Consider the following 15572-nt stretch of genomic DNA (forward strand, 5'->3'; position numbering starts at 1 on the left):
GGGGTGAATTTTGCCCAAAATGACTGCTGGACAAGCCTTGATTCAATCACTTTACCGTGAAGGAATCCGAGTAATTTTTGGAGTGCCTGGTGTGCAGATGTATCACGCCACGGACCCAATTATTGACCAACCTGGGATGAAATTTATTTCTGTGAGGCATGAGCAGGCTACTGCGTATATGGCTGATGGTTTTTCTCGTGCAGGTGGCGGTATTGGTACTGCGCTTGTTGTCCCAGGTCCTGGATTGCTCAACGCATCAGCAGCCATAGGGACTGCATATGCAGCATCCTCACCTATTTTAGTGATATCTGGTCAAATCCAGAAAGACTTGATAGGAGTTGATAGGGGGATATTGCATGAAGTAAATGACCAGATGGATACGATTCGCCCTATAACTAAAGCTGCATACCGAATTATGGAGGCGGATGAAGTTCCAATTGTCGTTCATGAAGCTTTTAAGCAGCTCAGGACTGGTAGGCCTAGGCCTGTAGAAATTGAAATACCTCCTGAAACATTGGCAGAGATTGCGGATATTGATTTGCTGGAGCCGGGCAATTACAAGCGTTTACCCGCAGATCTAGCAGATATTCAATTAGCAGCCGATGAAATTGCAGATTCTAGTAACCCATTGATTTGGGCTGGCGGTGGAGTATTTTCATCTCAGGCTTCCGAGGGATTGCTCAAACTTGCAGAATATCTCCAATCGCCTGTAATGACTACACATGAAGGCAAGGGGGCGATTCCAGACTCGCATTATTTAAGCATAGGGACTTTGAAGTCACGCTCTGATAATTGGCGCCCTATGCTCAATGAATACGATCTAATTCTAGCGGTCGGGACGAGATTTGCGACTGCGGACTTAAATGAAAATCAAAGAGTAATTCAAATTGATATCGACCCAGATGAATTAGGAAGGAACCATAGCAATACTCTCCGAGTTCAAGGAGATGCTCGAGGTTCCCTTAAGTTACTAGTTGAAGTGCTCGAAAAGCGTATGCCTCCAAGAGAGAATCGCAGGAAAGATCTAGAAGCAATACGGGCTGAAAGGTTTGGCCCTGAGCTCCGGATTGAGCCTTTAGATTCTTATATGAAAGCTATAAGGGAAGCAATTCCTCAGGATGGTATTTTAGTTGCAGGGATGACACAAATGGGCTACTACAGCCGACTTTTTTATTCTGTTGAAGAACCTAGTACTTACCTCAATTCTTCTTATTTTGGAAATCTAGGATTCGCATGGCCTACAGCTCTAGGTGCAAAAGTGGCGCAACCAGATAAGGCAGTTGTGTGTATTTCAGGAGACGGAGGCTTTTTGTTTAATTCTCAAGAATTAGCAACTGCTGTCCAATACGGAATTAACGCTGTGGTTGTTGTATTCAACGACAATGCTTTTGGAAACGTCATGCGAGATCAGGAACAGCGTTTTAATGGACGAGTTGTTGGGGCAAGATTGCATAATCCTGACTTTGTGAAATTAGCAAAAGCATATGGGGCAATCGGGGTAAAGGCTGAAACTCCAGAGCAATTAAAAATTGCGATAGAAAATGGATTAGATGCAGATTTGCCTACTTTGATAGAGGTTCCCATGGGCCCGGTAGAATCGCCCCTTTAACTACGCATTTCTATAATGGCTCTACCTATAATTTCTCCCTTAGCGAGAGCTTCATACGCCTCATTTACTTGATCTAAGGAATACCTTCTAGTGATGGGAGAGCTTGTGTCCAATTCTCCTCGTTGCACTAAGTTGATTACTTCTGGCATATCACTTCGCGCGCGTGCTCCATAGGAACCAACTACAGTGACACCTCTTCGTACGAATCTTGTGATTTCTAACGGAACTTCAACTCCCGCAGCGGCAATTCCGATTAATACGACTTTGCCCCCATCACGAACTGAATTGAAGGCTTGCTTCACAGTAATAGGAGATCCTAAAGCCTCAATCGCAACATCAACACCTTTTCCTTCGGTCAATTCTTTAATTTTTTCGGTTACGTCTTCTTCTAAGCTGTTAATCGTGTGCGTTGCCCCGAATTGCAAAGAGCTTTCTAGTTTTTCTGGCTTTATATCTACAGCGATCACCTGGGACGCTCCAAATGCCCTAGCCATTTGCAATACTTGCGTTCCGACACCACCAATAGCGAAAACAGCGACTCGTTGACCAGGTCGAATATCAGCCTGATTACGGACGGCTCCGTAAGCAGTGAATATGGAGCAGCCTATGATTGCTGCGTCATCTAAAGGGATGGTTGATGGTAATTTGAATACAGATGTGTCTGGTGTGACAGCATATTCTGCTAGCCCACCCATGCTGTACATTGCTATCGGGGTTCCACTGCTTCGATAGAGTCGAGTGCTCCCATCATACAGTTGTCCTTTTAGGCGATTAAAGGAAAAAAATGTTTCACATAGGTCCTCACGGCCACGGATGCAGTAGTTACAGTAACCACAGGGCATGATGAACGAGCAGGCTACTTGGTCACCTGGAGAGACGTTGGAAACATTTGCTCCAACAGCATCAACGATGCCTGAAACTTCATGGCCTAATACACCAGGGGTAGGGAAGGCCACTTCACCTTTGAGCACATGAAGATCGGTGTGACATACGCCACAAGCTTCTACTTTGATACGAACCTCATGCTCGAGAGGCTCTGGAGTGACTAAGTCCTCAATATTCATGGGCTTCCCTGGTTCAGAAAAAACTGCTGCTCGCATAACACCGCCTAAAAAGTAATTTGCCGTCGGACAACGTATTCGAATGGATTATAATCCCAATTGAAGGAGGGGATATGGATAAGAAGATTTCTAGGGCGCATCAGAATGAATTGACTCGGTATGCAGCACGATTTTGGGCTGGTGAAGCTGAAATTGCGCAGACGTTTTTTGCTGCGCGCAGAACTCCTGAAGAGCATCTGGTCTGGTTGCGCGTGCAGGCTTACAAGGAGCTTCAGCCGCGTAACGATGGGATAATCTTAAGGAATATTCAACAGTTAGCTAACAACTATCCCTCCCTTGAGAAAGGGGTAACTCGTTCAGACTTTCTCTATAATATTCAATTTTTGGAAGAAGAATTTCGCCATTATGTCGTCTTTGCAGACATCATTGACTACATCACTGGCGGAAATTTAACTACCGAAGAACTTGCAACCTATGATACAGAAGGTGAACAGAAGCTTCGCCAGGTACGGCGAGAATGTTACGAAACACATGGCGAGCTTGGACGTTTTGCTTCATCTTTTTGTGAGGGAGGTGGGGCATCAATTTTTTATGAAGGCATGCAGATAAGTGGAGACCCTTTGAGCGATAAGATTGCTGCAGCCTGCAAAAATGTTTATGACGATGAAGTTGATCATGCTGCACATGGAGCTAGTGACTTGAATACCGTAGCTCAGACAGAAACTGACTGGGCCTTGGCAAAAGAGATGGTTACAGCAATTTCAATGCAACGTTTGTATATGAGGAATGAGGAATTTAGTTTTCCAATTACATCGGAAAGAATAGAAGAAATAGCTCAAGGCGATATTGAATTGCCCGATAGGCTTGCTTCTCTATTAGTGTAATTATTTGAATTCGAAGATGTCCCCTCGAGTAGGGCTGCATATGCCACTAGGTAATGGCTTTAGCCGCCAAGAAACATTGGACTTTGTGCTTCGCGCAGAGGAATTAGGGTACGAATCAATTTGGTTTGGTGAATCTTGGGGATACGATGCGTTTACGACGCTTGCTTGGGTCGCTTCCCACGCAAAGAAAATTAGGTTAGGTACTCACATTTCTACGATCTTCAGTAGAACTCCTGCAATGACAGCTCAAAGTGCTTTTTCACTGAATGAAATATCTGGAGGTCGACTCACTTTGGGAATTGGAACAAGTGGACCACTGGTGGTGGAACACTGGCATGGAGTTAAATGGGAAAGCCCTTTGGTTCGTACTCGGGAGTATGTAGAAATTATCAGGTTAGCTTTGAGCGGTCAGCGAGTTGATTACGACGGGAGCCTCTACCAACTTAAAGGATTCAAGCTTCGCGACCTTGTAGAGGAAGTAAAAATCCCAATCATGATTGCCTCGATTGGACCAAAAAATATCGAATTGACTGGTGAAATTGCAGATGGCTGGCTGCCGATATTTCTTAAGCGAGATGCTATAGCCCAATGTAAAGAGTTGATTCGAAAAGGGGCTACTATCGCGCCAAGAGATTTAGAGGACTTTGAAATTGCTCCTTCTGTGCTTGCAGCCGTTTCGGACGACGCATTAATAACTAGGAACATGGTTAAAGCCCATATAGCTTTTTATGTAGGTGGCATGGGCAGTTTTTATAAAAACATGATGAGTAAATTTGGATGGGGCTCTGAAGCCGAAGATATACGTGCTGCTTGGGATATGCCAGATCGCAAAGGTAGAGTCATGGCAAGAGATTTAGTGACAGATGAAATGGTTGATCAAACAAGTGTTGCGGGCAGTCTCCAGCATGCCAAGAATCAGCTTATGAGCTTATTCGACGCGGGTGTTACGCTTCCAATACTTATGTTTCCATTTGGTTCTGATAAAAAAGTTATATCAGATACAATCGATATAGTTGCACCGAAGAATATATAAGCGAGAGGCTATTATGCGGAATGGTTACAAAATATTTGATGCTGATACCCATTTTCATGCATCTTCCGAGACCCTCCAACCTTTCTTAGCTCCTTCATTAAGAGATTCAATTGAAGGGGTGGGGCTGCAAGAATTCCGAACAGGATGGGCAGGAGAAAAATTGGAAGCTCCCTATAACCATCTTTATAGGCTAGGAGATACCTCTGGTTGGGGAGCTGCTCCGCCAAGGTATTTGGGTGAGGCAGGACCGAGGCCAAACGCTGAACGCCATTTCCAAAAATTCCAAGGCTTCAAATTTCCAACCGTAGGTGGTTCAGACTGGGACATTGATGCCAGAATTCGGGATATGGACGAAGAAGGAGTCGACGTACATTTAATGGTTCCTGGTGCATCCTTAGGTCATAAGGACCCCTCTGTGGATATGGCAATGATTGAAAGCGTCCATCGGCAACTGGATGACGCATGCTCTCGTTACCCCGAGAGATTGAATTCACTTATCCTCGCTACTGCACGTGATGTAAAAGGCTCTTTATCAGAAATTAATAAATATGCAGGGAGTAAATGGGCTAAAGGTATATGGGTGAACTTGCCTGTTGACTATCCCGTTGATCATCCTGAATTAAACCCGATATGGGAAGCAGCTGATAGCCATGGGCTGACAATAGTTCACCATAGCTTTGCTTGGGGTTACCCGGGTTATCGGGATTTATGGGATAACCCGTTCATAGGAAGAACGGCTTCACACCCGTGGGCAGCAATGCGTATGATCGCGGCTTTTCTTGGTGCTGGATTGTTAGATAAATACCCCAACCTTAATCTTGCCATTTTAGAATCCGGATTTGGCTGGTTGCCATTTTGGATGAGAAGAATGGAAGATCAAGTTCACTATATGGGTTATGTGGCAGATGGCCTAAAGCACAGGATGGATGAATACATGACAGGAGGGCGCTTTTTTGCAGGCATAGTGATTCACGAAGGTGAAGAAATGACCAAAATGGTGAGCGAAATGATGGGTGATCATGTTCTGATGTTTGGTTCAGATTACCCCCATGCGGAGTCACGTTTTCCCAAGTCTGCTGATATTGTGCTTGACTGGGATAGCCTTGGCGAAGAAAGAATGCGGAAGTTAATGTGGGATAATGCGGAAAAATGCTTTCGTCTCTGATATTTTTTACAATTGAAAGCGTAGGTTTAAGTGACTCAAGCAAATGCTGCTACGACTACAGGGACTAATGTTTTTAAGCGGCCTAAAAGCGTAGCCGGAACAATTATCACTGGACATGGATTCCAGCATATGTATGCTGATGGTTTCCTCGTTCTACTCCCTCTTATTAAAGATGCTTTTGGCGTGGGCGCTGTTGAATTAGGCGTTTTATCAACTGCCAGGCAAGCTGCAGGCGGTTTGCTTAGTATGGGAGGTGGTTTCCTTGTAGATATGTTCTCAGGTAAGCGCGCGCTGCTACTTGCTACTAGCCTGTTCAGTATGGGCCTAGCGTATTTGCTAGCTGGCTTGGCTCCTAATTTTTGGATACTGGTTTTGGGTGTAGGGTTAGGATCAGCAGCTGGTTCCTTCTGGCATCCTGTGGGACTAGGGATTCTTTCTTATACTTTCCCGAATAATAGAGCTTTAATGATGTCCCTTCATCGGTCAGCGGGGAGTTTTGGAGAAACTTTCACACCGTTTTTAGTAGCTGGAGCTCTCATTTTTGTATCTTGGAGAGGCGTACTAGTAGGTGGGTTCTTTTTAATCGCCTTGGTAGCTGCATGTCTTCTGGTAATTTTGCTTAAAATCGGCGTACCTGAACGTGAACACCAAGCCAGGAGTACAGGGGAGCAAGTGAGGAGCATTGGAGGGTTGTTTAAAGACCGTGCCTTGCCTCTATTGCTACTAGTGACGGGACTTCGCGGAATGGCAGATAGATCAATGATTTTTTTCCTACCTGTTCTGATTGCTCAATTGTTGCGTGAGGTTGACCCCGGCGTTAGCGATGTTCGAATTGCCACGGTAGTGGCGTTCCATCTTGCATTGATGACAGGTACTTCCGTAGTAGTATCTCCTTTCATTGGGGCATTCTCAGACAGAGTTGGACGTAAGCCCATTTTAGTTACTGTTTTAGCCTTTTCGGCATTAATTAGTATTCTGCTTGGTCTTACTTCTACTATTGGGGTTGCTTTCGCTGTGTTGGTGGGTGCTTTGGGATTGGTTCGTTTTGCAGGCGCAAATATGGCACAGGCTGCTTCTCTTGATATTGCGGAAGGTAAACGCTTGGAAGGGAGCATGATTGGCCTACTATGGGGTAATAATGCTCTTTTTGGTTCACTTTCTCCAATACTCTTAGGTTTTGTGATCGCCACATTTTCACCAGCGGGTACTGAAGATTACAGTCTTATATTTCCTTATGCGGCTGTATTTGCCATCGCTGCAACAGTTGCTTCTGTCTTTTTGCCTCCTATTGGCAAACCAAATGCCCGTAAAGTTTGACGCACTAAATAGGTGATGTATCATTTTCACTCGATGAGTTGAGCGTCTGGCTCCTCACGAACTCGGTGGCAGCGTAGCTCAGTGGTTAGAGCGGGCGCTTCATAAGCGCTAGGTCACAGGTTCAAATCCTGTCGTTGCCACCAAAACTTTATTCGGGACTATACCCTTTATCGATTTCCTCAGTGGAAGGTGCATTTTCCCCTCGCTTACCTTGTAAGCTTTCCCTTCCTATAGCAAAAATTAGAAACGCTGAGAGGACATGTAATGGGGCGAAAAACCAGAAAGTAACTCCAGGGCTGTATGTGGCAGAAATTAGACCAGCAACTGGAGGTGAAGTAAGTGCACCGAGTTCCCCTACGGAACGGCGAACGGCTTGGAGCTGACCTCTCACATGTGAAGGCACTATATCGTAGGTGTAGATTGTCATGGCCCCAAGAGCGAGACCGTTCGCAATTCCAACAATTACAGCCGCGATCATTAGCTCCGGTAATGATGTAGCCAATGGAAATGCAATAAATGCTATTGCCGATGATACTGCAGCCATTCCAGCAGCCCATTTCCGTCCAATTTTGTCCGATATAAATCCTGTCGGCGCTATCATCGCGAATGTGGCGATGCCCGCTACAGTAAAGATTAACCCTGATGTAGAAGCGGAATACCCTAGCTGATCTTGGGAATAGAGTGGGAGCATGGTATTCACTACTTGTACTCGTGTAAATTGCACAATGGTTGAATAAAAAAGAATTGCGTAGGTTATTCGAAAATAGGGATGTATTTGCTTAAAAGCCTGTACATCAAAGAATTTGGTTTTTGTGGGAACTGAGGATCTTTTGCTTTGCTCTTTTTGCGCTATAGAAAGGAGTAAAACTATGAATGCAGTTGCGGTGTAAACAAGGAATAAACCTCGAATTCCCGTGAAGTCGGTTAGAAAGCCTCCAATGGCTGGACCGAAAGCCATCCCAGTGCTTCCGATTCCCATTAATGCACTCATTTGCCGACCACGCTGATCACGTTTAACCATGTCAAATGCGGCAATTTCGCGGCCGAACATCCACATACTCATTCCGATGCCCCAGAAAAACTGGGTGATCAATATGATTACGAAACTAGGAGAGAAAGCTGCAATTAATGTGCTAACTGTTGCCAACGAGGCGCCACTGATCATTAATGGTCTTGTCCCATACCTGTCAACTAAAGCACCTGCCGGTATCATTGAAACTGTGCGACCAATTAGCTGGCTTGTAACAGCTTGAACTGCGATCGCGCCTGACACGCCGAATGTAAGCCCGATTGTTGGCAGCGCAGGTATGATCATGCCCTGTCCCATGCTCATAAGCATGGACGGGAAATATATAAACAATGTTGCGGATGCGAACGATGTCGATCCTGACCGCATTGAGACTCCTATAGGATCTGTATTTCTTTATTAATATTCTGAACTTAAGTTGAAGGTATTTCTTCAACTTCAAGTTTAGGCGCTTCAAGGGGCCTCTTGCTAGGAAGCCCTTCCTTTGCAACGAATACAAGTGCAAGTCCTGCAACTAATAGAAGAGGTGCAAATACCCAGAACGACATCGCTGGGCTAGTGGCAGTTGCTACTACTCCTGCAATTATTGGCCCAACGATTGCTCCTGTTTCACCAAACGTTCTACGTAAAGCTTGCAATTGTCCGCGTAAATGTACTGGGACAATATCAAACGTGTATGTAGTCATTGATCCCATTGCCATTCCACTTGCAAAACCCATAAGCGTGAGGACAAGTCCTAGCATATAGAGATTTGTTGAGAAAGGAAGAAGTACGAAGGTAACCCCTGCGATTAATGCTGATGGAGCAGCAACCCATTTTCTTCCGAACTTATCTGAAACAAATCCTGCTGGGATAATGATCGCAAATGTGGCAATCCCGAGAATTGTAAACAAAAATCCTGTTGTTGCTGCCGAGTACCCTAATTGATCTTGAGCGTAGAGAGGTAGCATTGTATTTGTAACTTGGGTTCTCGTTAAAACACCGAAAGTAGAAATAAACAGAATGAAATAAGTTAGTCTGTAATAGGTGTGAATTTCCTTAAATGCCGTTAAATCAAGCATTGACCGAGGATTTTTGGGACGTTCAATTTTGACGCTTTTATGCGATAGAGAAATCAAAAGAACCACCGCACTAACACCAAAGAATACTACGAACAATCCTTGTATCCCAATGGGCTCAGTTAAAACCCCGCCCACCGCAGGTCCAAATGCTGTTCCTGCTCCGCTGATGCCCATTAGAGTACTCAATGCTCTGCCACGGTGTTCTGCTTTAACCATTTCCGCTGCTGCTATTTCCCTACCGAACATCCACATGTTTTGCCCGAATCCCCAGATTAATTGAGTTAGCATCAAAAAAATGAAATTGGGTGAAAATATCGCAGCAAGAAGGCTTAATGTGGAGATGGATGCTCCCACAGCCATTGGCATTTTGGATCCCCAACGGTCCACGATGGCACCAGTAGGTATAAATGAAAGGAATCTCCCGGCTTGCTGAGCAGTAATTACCTGGACTGCAAGCGCTCCTGATACACCATATGTTTCGCCAAGTAATGGCAGTGCAGGGATTATCATCCCTTGGCCCATCATCATTAATAGCGAAGGTAAGTAGAGATGGAGTGCTGCACTCCAGAATTTTCTGTTCATAGGAAATCTTCCGGCTTAGGCTACCACAGAGGTGCTGCGCTAAGTGAAAGAATAGCGTTTCTACCACAACTTACAAACTGGAGGTATCATAGGGCGAGGATATTATCAGGGGCGGTTAGCTCAGTTGGTTAGAGCACCTGCTTTACACGCAGGGGGTCAGAGGTTCGAGTCCTCTATCGCCCACCACTTGATATCTTTCAAAGACTAAACAAGTATTGGTTCTAATTAGATGCTTCGCTCTAAATATTATGGAGAACTCTGATTACAAACCTAAATAGCGATAACCCACCGAACCCTAAGGACCAACATCAATGCAGCGGCATTTTTCTTGGTGGGCTATTTGGTTTTGGGTACGGTATGTTACCGGGGGTTTTTCCGCTCTTCATACTTGCTGCTGTTTCCGAGAGTTTTTTACCAGGTCTTGAGGGCGTAGGAAGTTCGACATTCGGGCCTATGGTATTCATTGTAATAAGTACCTTAGTGGCGCTACCTATATTCCCGTTTGTCGGTGGTGCTTACGCCGCAGCAAATACTAAGAAAAGCAAACACAAAATACTGTGGATCGGTATATTAATGCACTTCCTTATTTCCTGCTTTTTATTGTTTGCTTTCTTCGGTACTCCGAAATCACCACTCAACATAAATGCAAACTTTGAACCGAATCCAACCCAACATGCAATTTCTACTGCCGCAAGCACAGAGTTAAAAGGAAAAACCAAACCCGGTCCGAAAAAAGGCAGCTATACAGATGTTACTTCGGTGAGTATCCAGCCGACATCTACTCCAATACCATCACCTACGCCAACCCCCGATGATGGATCCCTAATCCTATTTAGTGAAGGCATGGAATTTCTCCTAAAAGATGATGATTACCCAATGGCTCGGGAGCGTTTCAACGAATACATTATTTTGAAACCCAACAACCCTGAGGGTTATTTTGGTAGAGGGCGGTCGTACCAGTACTCAAAAATGTTTGATATGGCGATAGAAGATTATGACCGCACGATTGCATTAGATAATGATCATGCCAATGGCCTTGTATATATGAAGCGCGGAGAGAGCTTAGCTGGCTTAGGGAAGTATAAGGACGCGATAAAGGATTATGACCGGGCCCAAGAAATCAACCCAAACCAGATATGGGTGAATCACCATAAAGCTCTTGCATATTTGGAATTGCGTCAATTTCGGGACCAGATTGTATATTTAGAGAGATACATTGCTATGCGTATAAGTGAATCTGCAAAATGGGTTGATTCCGAGCAAGCAGCGGTTGCTTTTTACGAATTGGGTGCGGCCTTTAGTGAGGTCGGGAATCTACAAAAAGCAATTGCCGCATTTGATAAGTCCTTGACTGCTAGACCTAATAGCCCAGGCGTAATTCTGGGTAAGAAAAAGGCAATAGAAAGATTAAAGTAACGCAATGTGTCAAGAATTCCTGATGGTAGCTACCGATGAAAATCAACGGGTAATTATTTAATCACTCTCTTGGTTAAAGTACTTCTAGAGCATTGCCATATTTAGGTGTTCCGGAAGGCCGATATTTATTACCCTCTTCAAGGCTTACTCGTCCCGTAGCCATAAGCCACATCCTGCATAATTCAGGCCCCATAAATTTAAAGTGGGTACTAATTATTTTTTGTAGAGATGGGTACGCGTCACCTTCAAGGACTTCGTAGAACCAATGGGTAAAACTGCCGTATTCTTTCTGGATTGCTAGGATCTTTTTTGCATTAAGAATCGTTGCTTCGATTTTTAATTTATTCCGAATTATTCCTCGGTCACTGCAGAGCCTTTGGATATCTTCATTTCGAAAATTTGCGACAATATTAATATCCCAGTTACTAAAGGCTTTGCGAAATCCATGCATCTTTTTTACTATCATGTTCCAACTTAAGCCGGCCTGGAAAATCTGCAAACTCATTATTTCAAAGAGCGCATCATCATTATCAATTCGATTACCCCAAATTGTTTCTGCGTACCATTTCTGTGGGTCGAAGGGTGAGTTTTTATCGAGCATAAATGAGCCTCTTTCAGAAGAAATACTGCATGAGCGTAGATCAATTTTCAATCGATTACTTATTAAAACCGTTGAATTAGGAGTAATATGCAGCGTATTTCGTTGACTCCGAAGCCTATTTGAGAGCACTATGAGTCGTCTGTTCGCTAAATAGGCAAAAGGAGTTCGTTATGGAATCGAAAATGCAGACTAGTTTATTGCTAATCATAGGTCCCATTGTTGCACTTGTAGGATGGATGTTTATTTACCCGGCAGGTGAAGGTGTCGCGACTACGGATGCTGCAGACTTGATGGCAGACCCGGGCCTATCTAAAGTGGGTATGCTCTTGGGATTCGGAGGTATGGCAGCACTGTTTATCGGATTGTTAAACGTTTCCCGCAAGATGGCGTCTGGAGGAGGTCCTGGGGCTTCGTACGCCAATATTAGCGGGATTTCTGCACTAGTATTAGTAGTACTTTGTGCTTTTATGCTAGGAATTGAATGGGCTGTTGTCGAAGCTAGCTCAGATGCTATAGGCATTGACCTCATGCAGATCAGTGTTGCTAGTGAAACTACATTCTTTACGTCATGCGGAATACTGATGCTCTTGCTTGGAGTGGGTATTATCCTTGAGAAAAACTACCATATAGCTATTGGTGGACTGGCAGTAATTGCAGGATTGGGATTTCTTGCATCATTTGGAGGCGAATCCCTCGAAATGGGTGGATTTGTTGGTTGGCTTGTGATGATGCTAGTAGCACTTGGGATTGGTGTTCAGACTCTTCGATCAAAGAACTAAGATCGTTATAGTTAGTAGAGTAAAAGAAGCTCCTCCATTTCGGAGGAGCTTCTTTTGGCATTGATAATCGCCGAAGTATTTTGGTAACTGAAAGCTATAAATTATCCAAGAGCAATTAAAAATACTCCCAAAGTAATTGCCACTGCGCCAATAATTCGTCCTACGCTTAACGACTCCTTTAACACTATCGCACCCAGTAGCACACTGAAGACGATGCCGATTTCCCTAGCAGGTGCGACATAACTAACATTGGAACGCCGTAGCGCCTCGAGAACTGCTACGTAAGCAAAGAAAGCAAGAATTCCTGCCCCAAATACTTTCACTGCATTAAATTGCAATTCTTCTTTGATTGCCTTGTATCTGTGTCGAAACAATATATAGGGAGCTAGTCCCAATGCTGCCCCAAGGGATAGCAAATACATGTATAGCATTGGAGTAACATAGCCAATTCCAATCTTGTCCCATACAGAATAAGCAGTAATGGTGATGCCCGTAAGTAAAGCGTATTTTACGCCGGGGTCTTTTAGCAGTTTCAATGGGTCTCTTGCAATGATTAAAATCTGCCCCCACCAGTACGCTATAAAGATGCCTCCAATTATGGCCATAATTCCTAAAACTGCTAATAAGGTAATTTTCTCATCAAGTACGCTTACGCCGACAATTGGTATGAGAGCTGGTCCAATTCCTCTTGCTATTGGATAGGCTAGGGAAAGATCGCTATATATGTAACTACGGCTGAGAAAAAGGAAATAGAGAACATGAATTAGTGATGTCCCAAGGATGAACCACCAGCCTTGATCTTGTATTCCACCAATGATTAGCAAAAAAACTGCAAGCGGCGCGAATAGTACAACTTGGGCGACCAAAAGCAACCAGGCGAATATTTCTTGGTTTCGGCTTCGCTTCAAGAGTAGGTTCCAGAGCGCATGTGCGAGCCCGGATAAAAGAATGAGTGAGAGAGGAAGCCATGTCATTCACGGAAGTATAACAGGACGTTATTGTGGCAATGGGGGGATTTTCTTAAGGTAAAAAGGGCCAGGTTAAATTAAATTTACCTGGCCCTTAAAATTAGCAATTAGATAGTGCTAAGGTAGAAGAATACAACCGACGCTATAGCAATCCCTATGGATGCGATGTTAAGCGCGTCTATCTTCCCGCTCGCTGCCTTGATGATTACATAGGCAATAAAACCAATTGCTATTCCATAAGCAATGGAATAGGTCAGTGGCATGACTATTGCAGCAAGAATCGCAGGTGCGTACTCTGATATGTCATCCCAATCTATATCCTTAATATTGCGGACAAAGTAAGTGGCAATGAAAATCAAAGCAGGTGCAGTTGCGAAGGCCGGTACGGACTGTGCCAGTGGTGCAAAGAATAGACAGGCTGCGAATAGCACTGCTACGGTCACCGCTGTTAAGCCAGTACGACCACCTTCTTTGATTCCGGCTCCACTTTCTATGTAAGAAGTGGTACTGGATGTACCTGCCAATGCGCCTACTACTGTTGCAGAGGAGTCTGCAAGTAATGCTCGGTCAATATCTTCAACCTCACCATCATCCTTAATTCTGCCTGTGAGGTTCGCAACAGAGGTTAATGTCCCTGCTGTATCAAGGAAATCGACGAACAAGAATGCAAAGGCTACTCCGATAAAGGTTCCAAGCCCAATACTTTCAACAGTGAAATCTAACTTAAAGGCATGTTCTGGATTTGGTACAGCATCAACTACTCCACTGAGGGAGGCTCCGCCTGCGCCGGATATCCATGCAATAACTGATACCGCAAGGATTCCGATGATGATTGATCCCGGTATGTTCCGGTTGCTGAGCACCGCCATGATAATGAAGCCAAGCCCGGCCAGAAGTACCGGAGAGGACGCAACATCACCGATACCAACCAGTGTTGCCGGATTGTCGACAATAATACCTGCATTTTGGAATCCGATAATTGCAAGGAATAAACCGATACCTGCACCTACACCTAACTTCATACTCTTTGGTATGGAATTAATGATGTATTTACGAGCAGGCGTAACTGACAACGCTAAGAAAACAATACCAGAGACTAATACGGCCGCGAGTGCCTGTTGGTAACTGAAGCCATCACCGAGAATAACGGTGTAAGTAAAATAGGCATTGAGGCCCATACCAGGAGCTAATGCTACTGGCCAATTTGCCCAAAGACCCATTATTAATGTGCCTACAACGGCTGCAATGATTGTAGCCGTGAAGACCGGGCCAAATGCCATTCCAGTCCCATCGGTGCTCAGAGTGAGCGGGTTAACAATCGTTATGTAGGCCATGGTAAGAAACGTAGCCAAACCGGCAAGGAGTTCGGTCCTGACAGATGTACCTGCCTGTTTCAAACGAAAAAGCTTTTCTAACATCAATGTCTCCTTCACTTAACCCAAGGTGGGTGTCTTGCTGGAACCTAACACATTTGGAAGATTAATAAATAGTGTAAAAGAGGCCTCTTGAATCTCATTTTCGGTTACTTTGATATAAAAAAAAGCATATTTACGGCTAATACTCTAAGCAATAGATTTATTAGGAATCTTCAAAACTGAAATTCGATGAAACAAGCGGCTAATGAGGCTTAAGCGTCTTGCGTTATTCCCTCTAAGGAGTAAAGGGCCCGCAACTCTCGGTATTGCTGGTTGAAGTCTAAGCCATACCCGACAAGGAATTCGTCTGGAACCTCAAAGCCAACGTAGTCCACAGTAACAGAAGTGACCCGTCGAATTGGTTTATCTAACAGCGAACATATACGGACCGTAGCAGCCCCTTCATCATCAAAATACCGTCGTATAAATTGAGCTGTTAATCCTGTATCCACAATATCCTCTACTACCAGCACATTTTTGCCATTCACCGGTGTCCTAACCCCGTGATGTAAACGAATGGTACCTGACGAATCGGTGGCCTCATCGTAGCTTGATAGGCGGATGAAATCGACTTGGATTGGCAGATGCAAATGACGAATCAAGTCAGCTAAGAAAACAAACGATCCATTCAAAGCTCCCACTACCAGGAGGGGC

14 protein-coding genes and 2 tRNA genes are annotated in these 15572 nt (G+C 44.4%); 9 read left to right on the forward strand and 7 right to left on the reverse strand.

Annotated features, from left to right (window positions below; all coding sequences use genetic code 11):
• Window positions 1-19 precede the first annotated feature (19 nt).
• Window positions 20-1609, forward strand: a complete 1590-nt coding sequence (locus MK127_01685; protein MCH2531513.1) for a thiamine pyrophosphate-dependent enzyme — start codon at window positions 20-22, stop codon at window positions 1607-1609.
• Here the strand turns inward: MK127_01685 and MK127_01690 are convergent.
• Entirely contained in the window at window positions 1606-2709 is a 1104-nt protein-coding gene (locus MK127_01690) for a zinc-binding dehydrogenase (GenBank protein ID MCH2531514.1), read from the reverse strand. The two genes, MK127_01685 and MK127_01690, sit on opposite strands and share 4 nt — an antisense overlap.
• A 74-nt stretch (window positions 2710-2783) precedes the next feature.
• Here MK127_01690 and MK127_01695 point away from each other — a divergent pair, with 74 nt between their 5' ends.
• The 5 genes from MK127_01695 to MK127_01715 all read left to right on the forward strand — a co-directional run bounded on the left by MK127_01695 (window position 2784) and on the right by MK127_01715 (window position 7212).
• A complete protein-coding gene (locus MK127_01695) occupies window positions 2784-3554 on the forward strand; it encodes a hypothetical protein (protein ID MCH2531515.1) in 771 nt (256 codons plus the stop codon).
• 16 nt (window positions 3555-3570) lie between these two features.
• On the forward strand, window positions 3571-4587 hold the full coding sequence (locus tag MK127_01700; GenBank protein ID MCH2531516.1) for an LLM class flavin-dependent oxidoreductase: 1017 nt from the start codon (window positions 3571-3573) through the stop codon (window positions 4585-4587).
• A 13-nt stretch (window positions 4588-4600) separates the two neighbouring features.
• On the forward strand, window positions 4601-5752 hold the full coding sequence (locus tag MK127_01705) for an amidohydrolase (protein ID MCH2531517.1): 1152 nt from the start codon (window positions 4601-4603) through the stop codon (window positions 5750-5752).
• A gap of 30 nt (window positions 5753-5782) precedes the next feature.
• On the forward strand, window positions 5783-7069 hold the full coding sequence (locus tag MK127_01710) for an MFS transporter (GenBank protein ID MCH2531518.1): 1287 nt from the start codon (window positions 5783-5785) through the stop codon (window positions 7067-7069).
• Between the two features lie 67 nt (window positions 7070-7136).
• Window positions 7137-7212, forward strand: a tRNA-Met gene (locus MK127_01715).
• A gap of 5 nt (window positions 7213-7217) precedes the next feature.
• On the opposite strand, the gene MK127_01720 is transcribed toward MK127_01715, so the two are convergent.
• Both MK127_01720 and MK127_01725 read right to left on the reverse strand, forming a co-directional pair.
• Window positions 7218-8465, reverse strand: a complete 1248-nt coding sequence (locus MK127_01720) for an MFS transporter (protein MCH2531519.1) — start codon at window positions 8463-8465, stop codon at window positions 7218-7220.
• A 44-nt stretch (window positions 8466-8509) separates the two neighbouring features.
• Window positions 8510-9739 (reverse strand): MFS transporter, encoded by a 1230-nt coding sequence (locus MK127_01725; protein MCH2531520.1) that lies wholly within the window; start codon window positions 9737-9739, stop codon window positions 8510-8512.
• 109 nt (window positions 9740-9848) lie between these two features.
• Between MK127_01725 and MK127_01730 the strand changes: the two genes are divergently transcribed.
• Window positions 9849-9925, forward strand: a tRNA-Val gene (locus tag MK127_01730).
• A 171-nt stretch (window positions 9926-10096) separates the two neighbouring features.
• A complete protein-coding gene (locus tag MK127_01735) occupies window positions 10097-11155 on the forward strand; it encodes a tetratricopeptide repeat protein (protein ID MCH2531521.1) in 1059 nt (352 codons plus the stop codon).
• A gap of 73 nt (window positions 11156-11228) precedes the next feature.
• Here MK127_01735 and MK127_01740 read toward each other — a convergent pair whose 3' ends face one another.
• A complete protein-coding gene (locus MK127_01740; GenBank protein MCH2531522.1) occupies window positions 11229-11807 on the reverse strand; it encodes a DNA-3-methyladenine glycosylase I in 579 nt (192 codons plus the stop codon).
• A 119-nt stretch (window positions 11808-11926) separates the two neighbouring features.
• Here MK127_01740 and MK127_01745 point away from each other — a divergent pair, with 119 nt between their 5' ends.
• The gene (locus MK127_01745) at window positions 11927-12535 is read left to right on the forward strand and encodes a hypothetical protein (GenBank protein ID MCH2531523.1); all 609 of its coding nucleotides are present in this window, start codon (window positions 11927-11929) and stop codon (window positions 12533-12535) included.
• 101 nt (window positions 12536-12636) lie between these two features.
• On the opposite strand, the gene MK127_01750 is transcribed toward MK127_01745, so the two are convergent.
• The 3 genes from MK127_01750 to hpt form a co-directional block, all read right to left on the reverse strand.
• Window positions 12637-13509 carry an SMR family transporter gene (locus MK127_01750; protein ID MCH2531524.1) on the reverse strand — a complete coding sequence of 291 codons (873 nt, stop codon included), beginning with the start codon at window positions 13507-13509 and terminating at the stop codon, window positions 12637-12639.
• Between the two features lie 101 nt (window positions 13510-13610).
• Entirely contained in the window at window positions 13611-14921 is a 1311-nt protein-coding gene (locus MK127_01755) for an NCS2 family permease (protein MCH2531525.1), read from the reverse strand.
• 209 nt (window positions 14922-15130) lie between these two features.
• On the reverse strand, window positions 15131-15572 hold a 442-nt coding region (gene hpt, locus MK127_01760), incomplete at its 5' end, for a hypoxanthine phosphoribosyltransferase (protein MCH2531526.1).

This window comes from Dehalococcoidia bacterium, from assembly GCA_022449765.1.
In the GTDB taxonomy this organism is placed as follows: Bacteria; Chloroflexota; Dehalococcoidia; order Lucifugimonadales; family Australimonadaceae; genus UBA2963.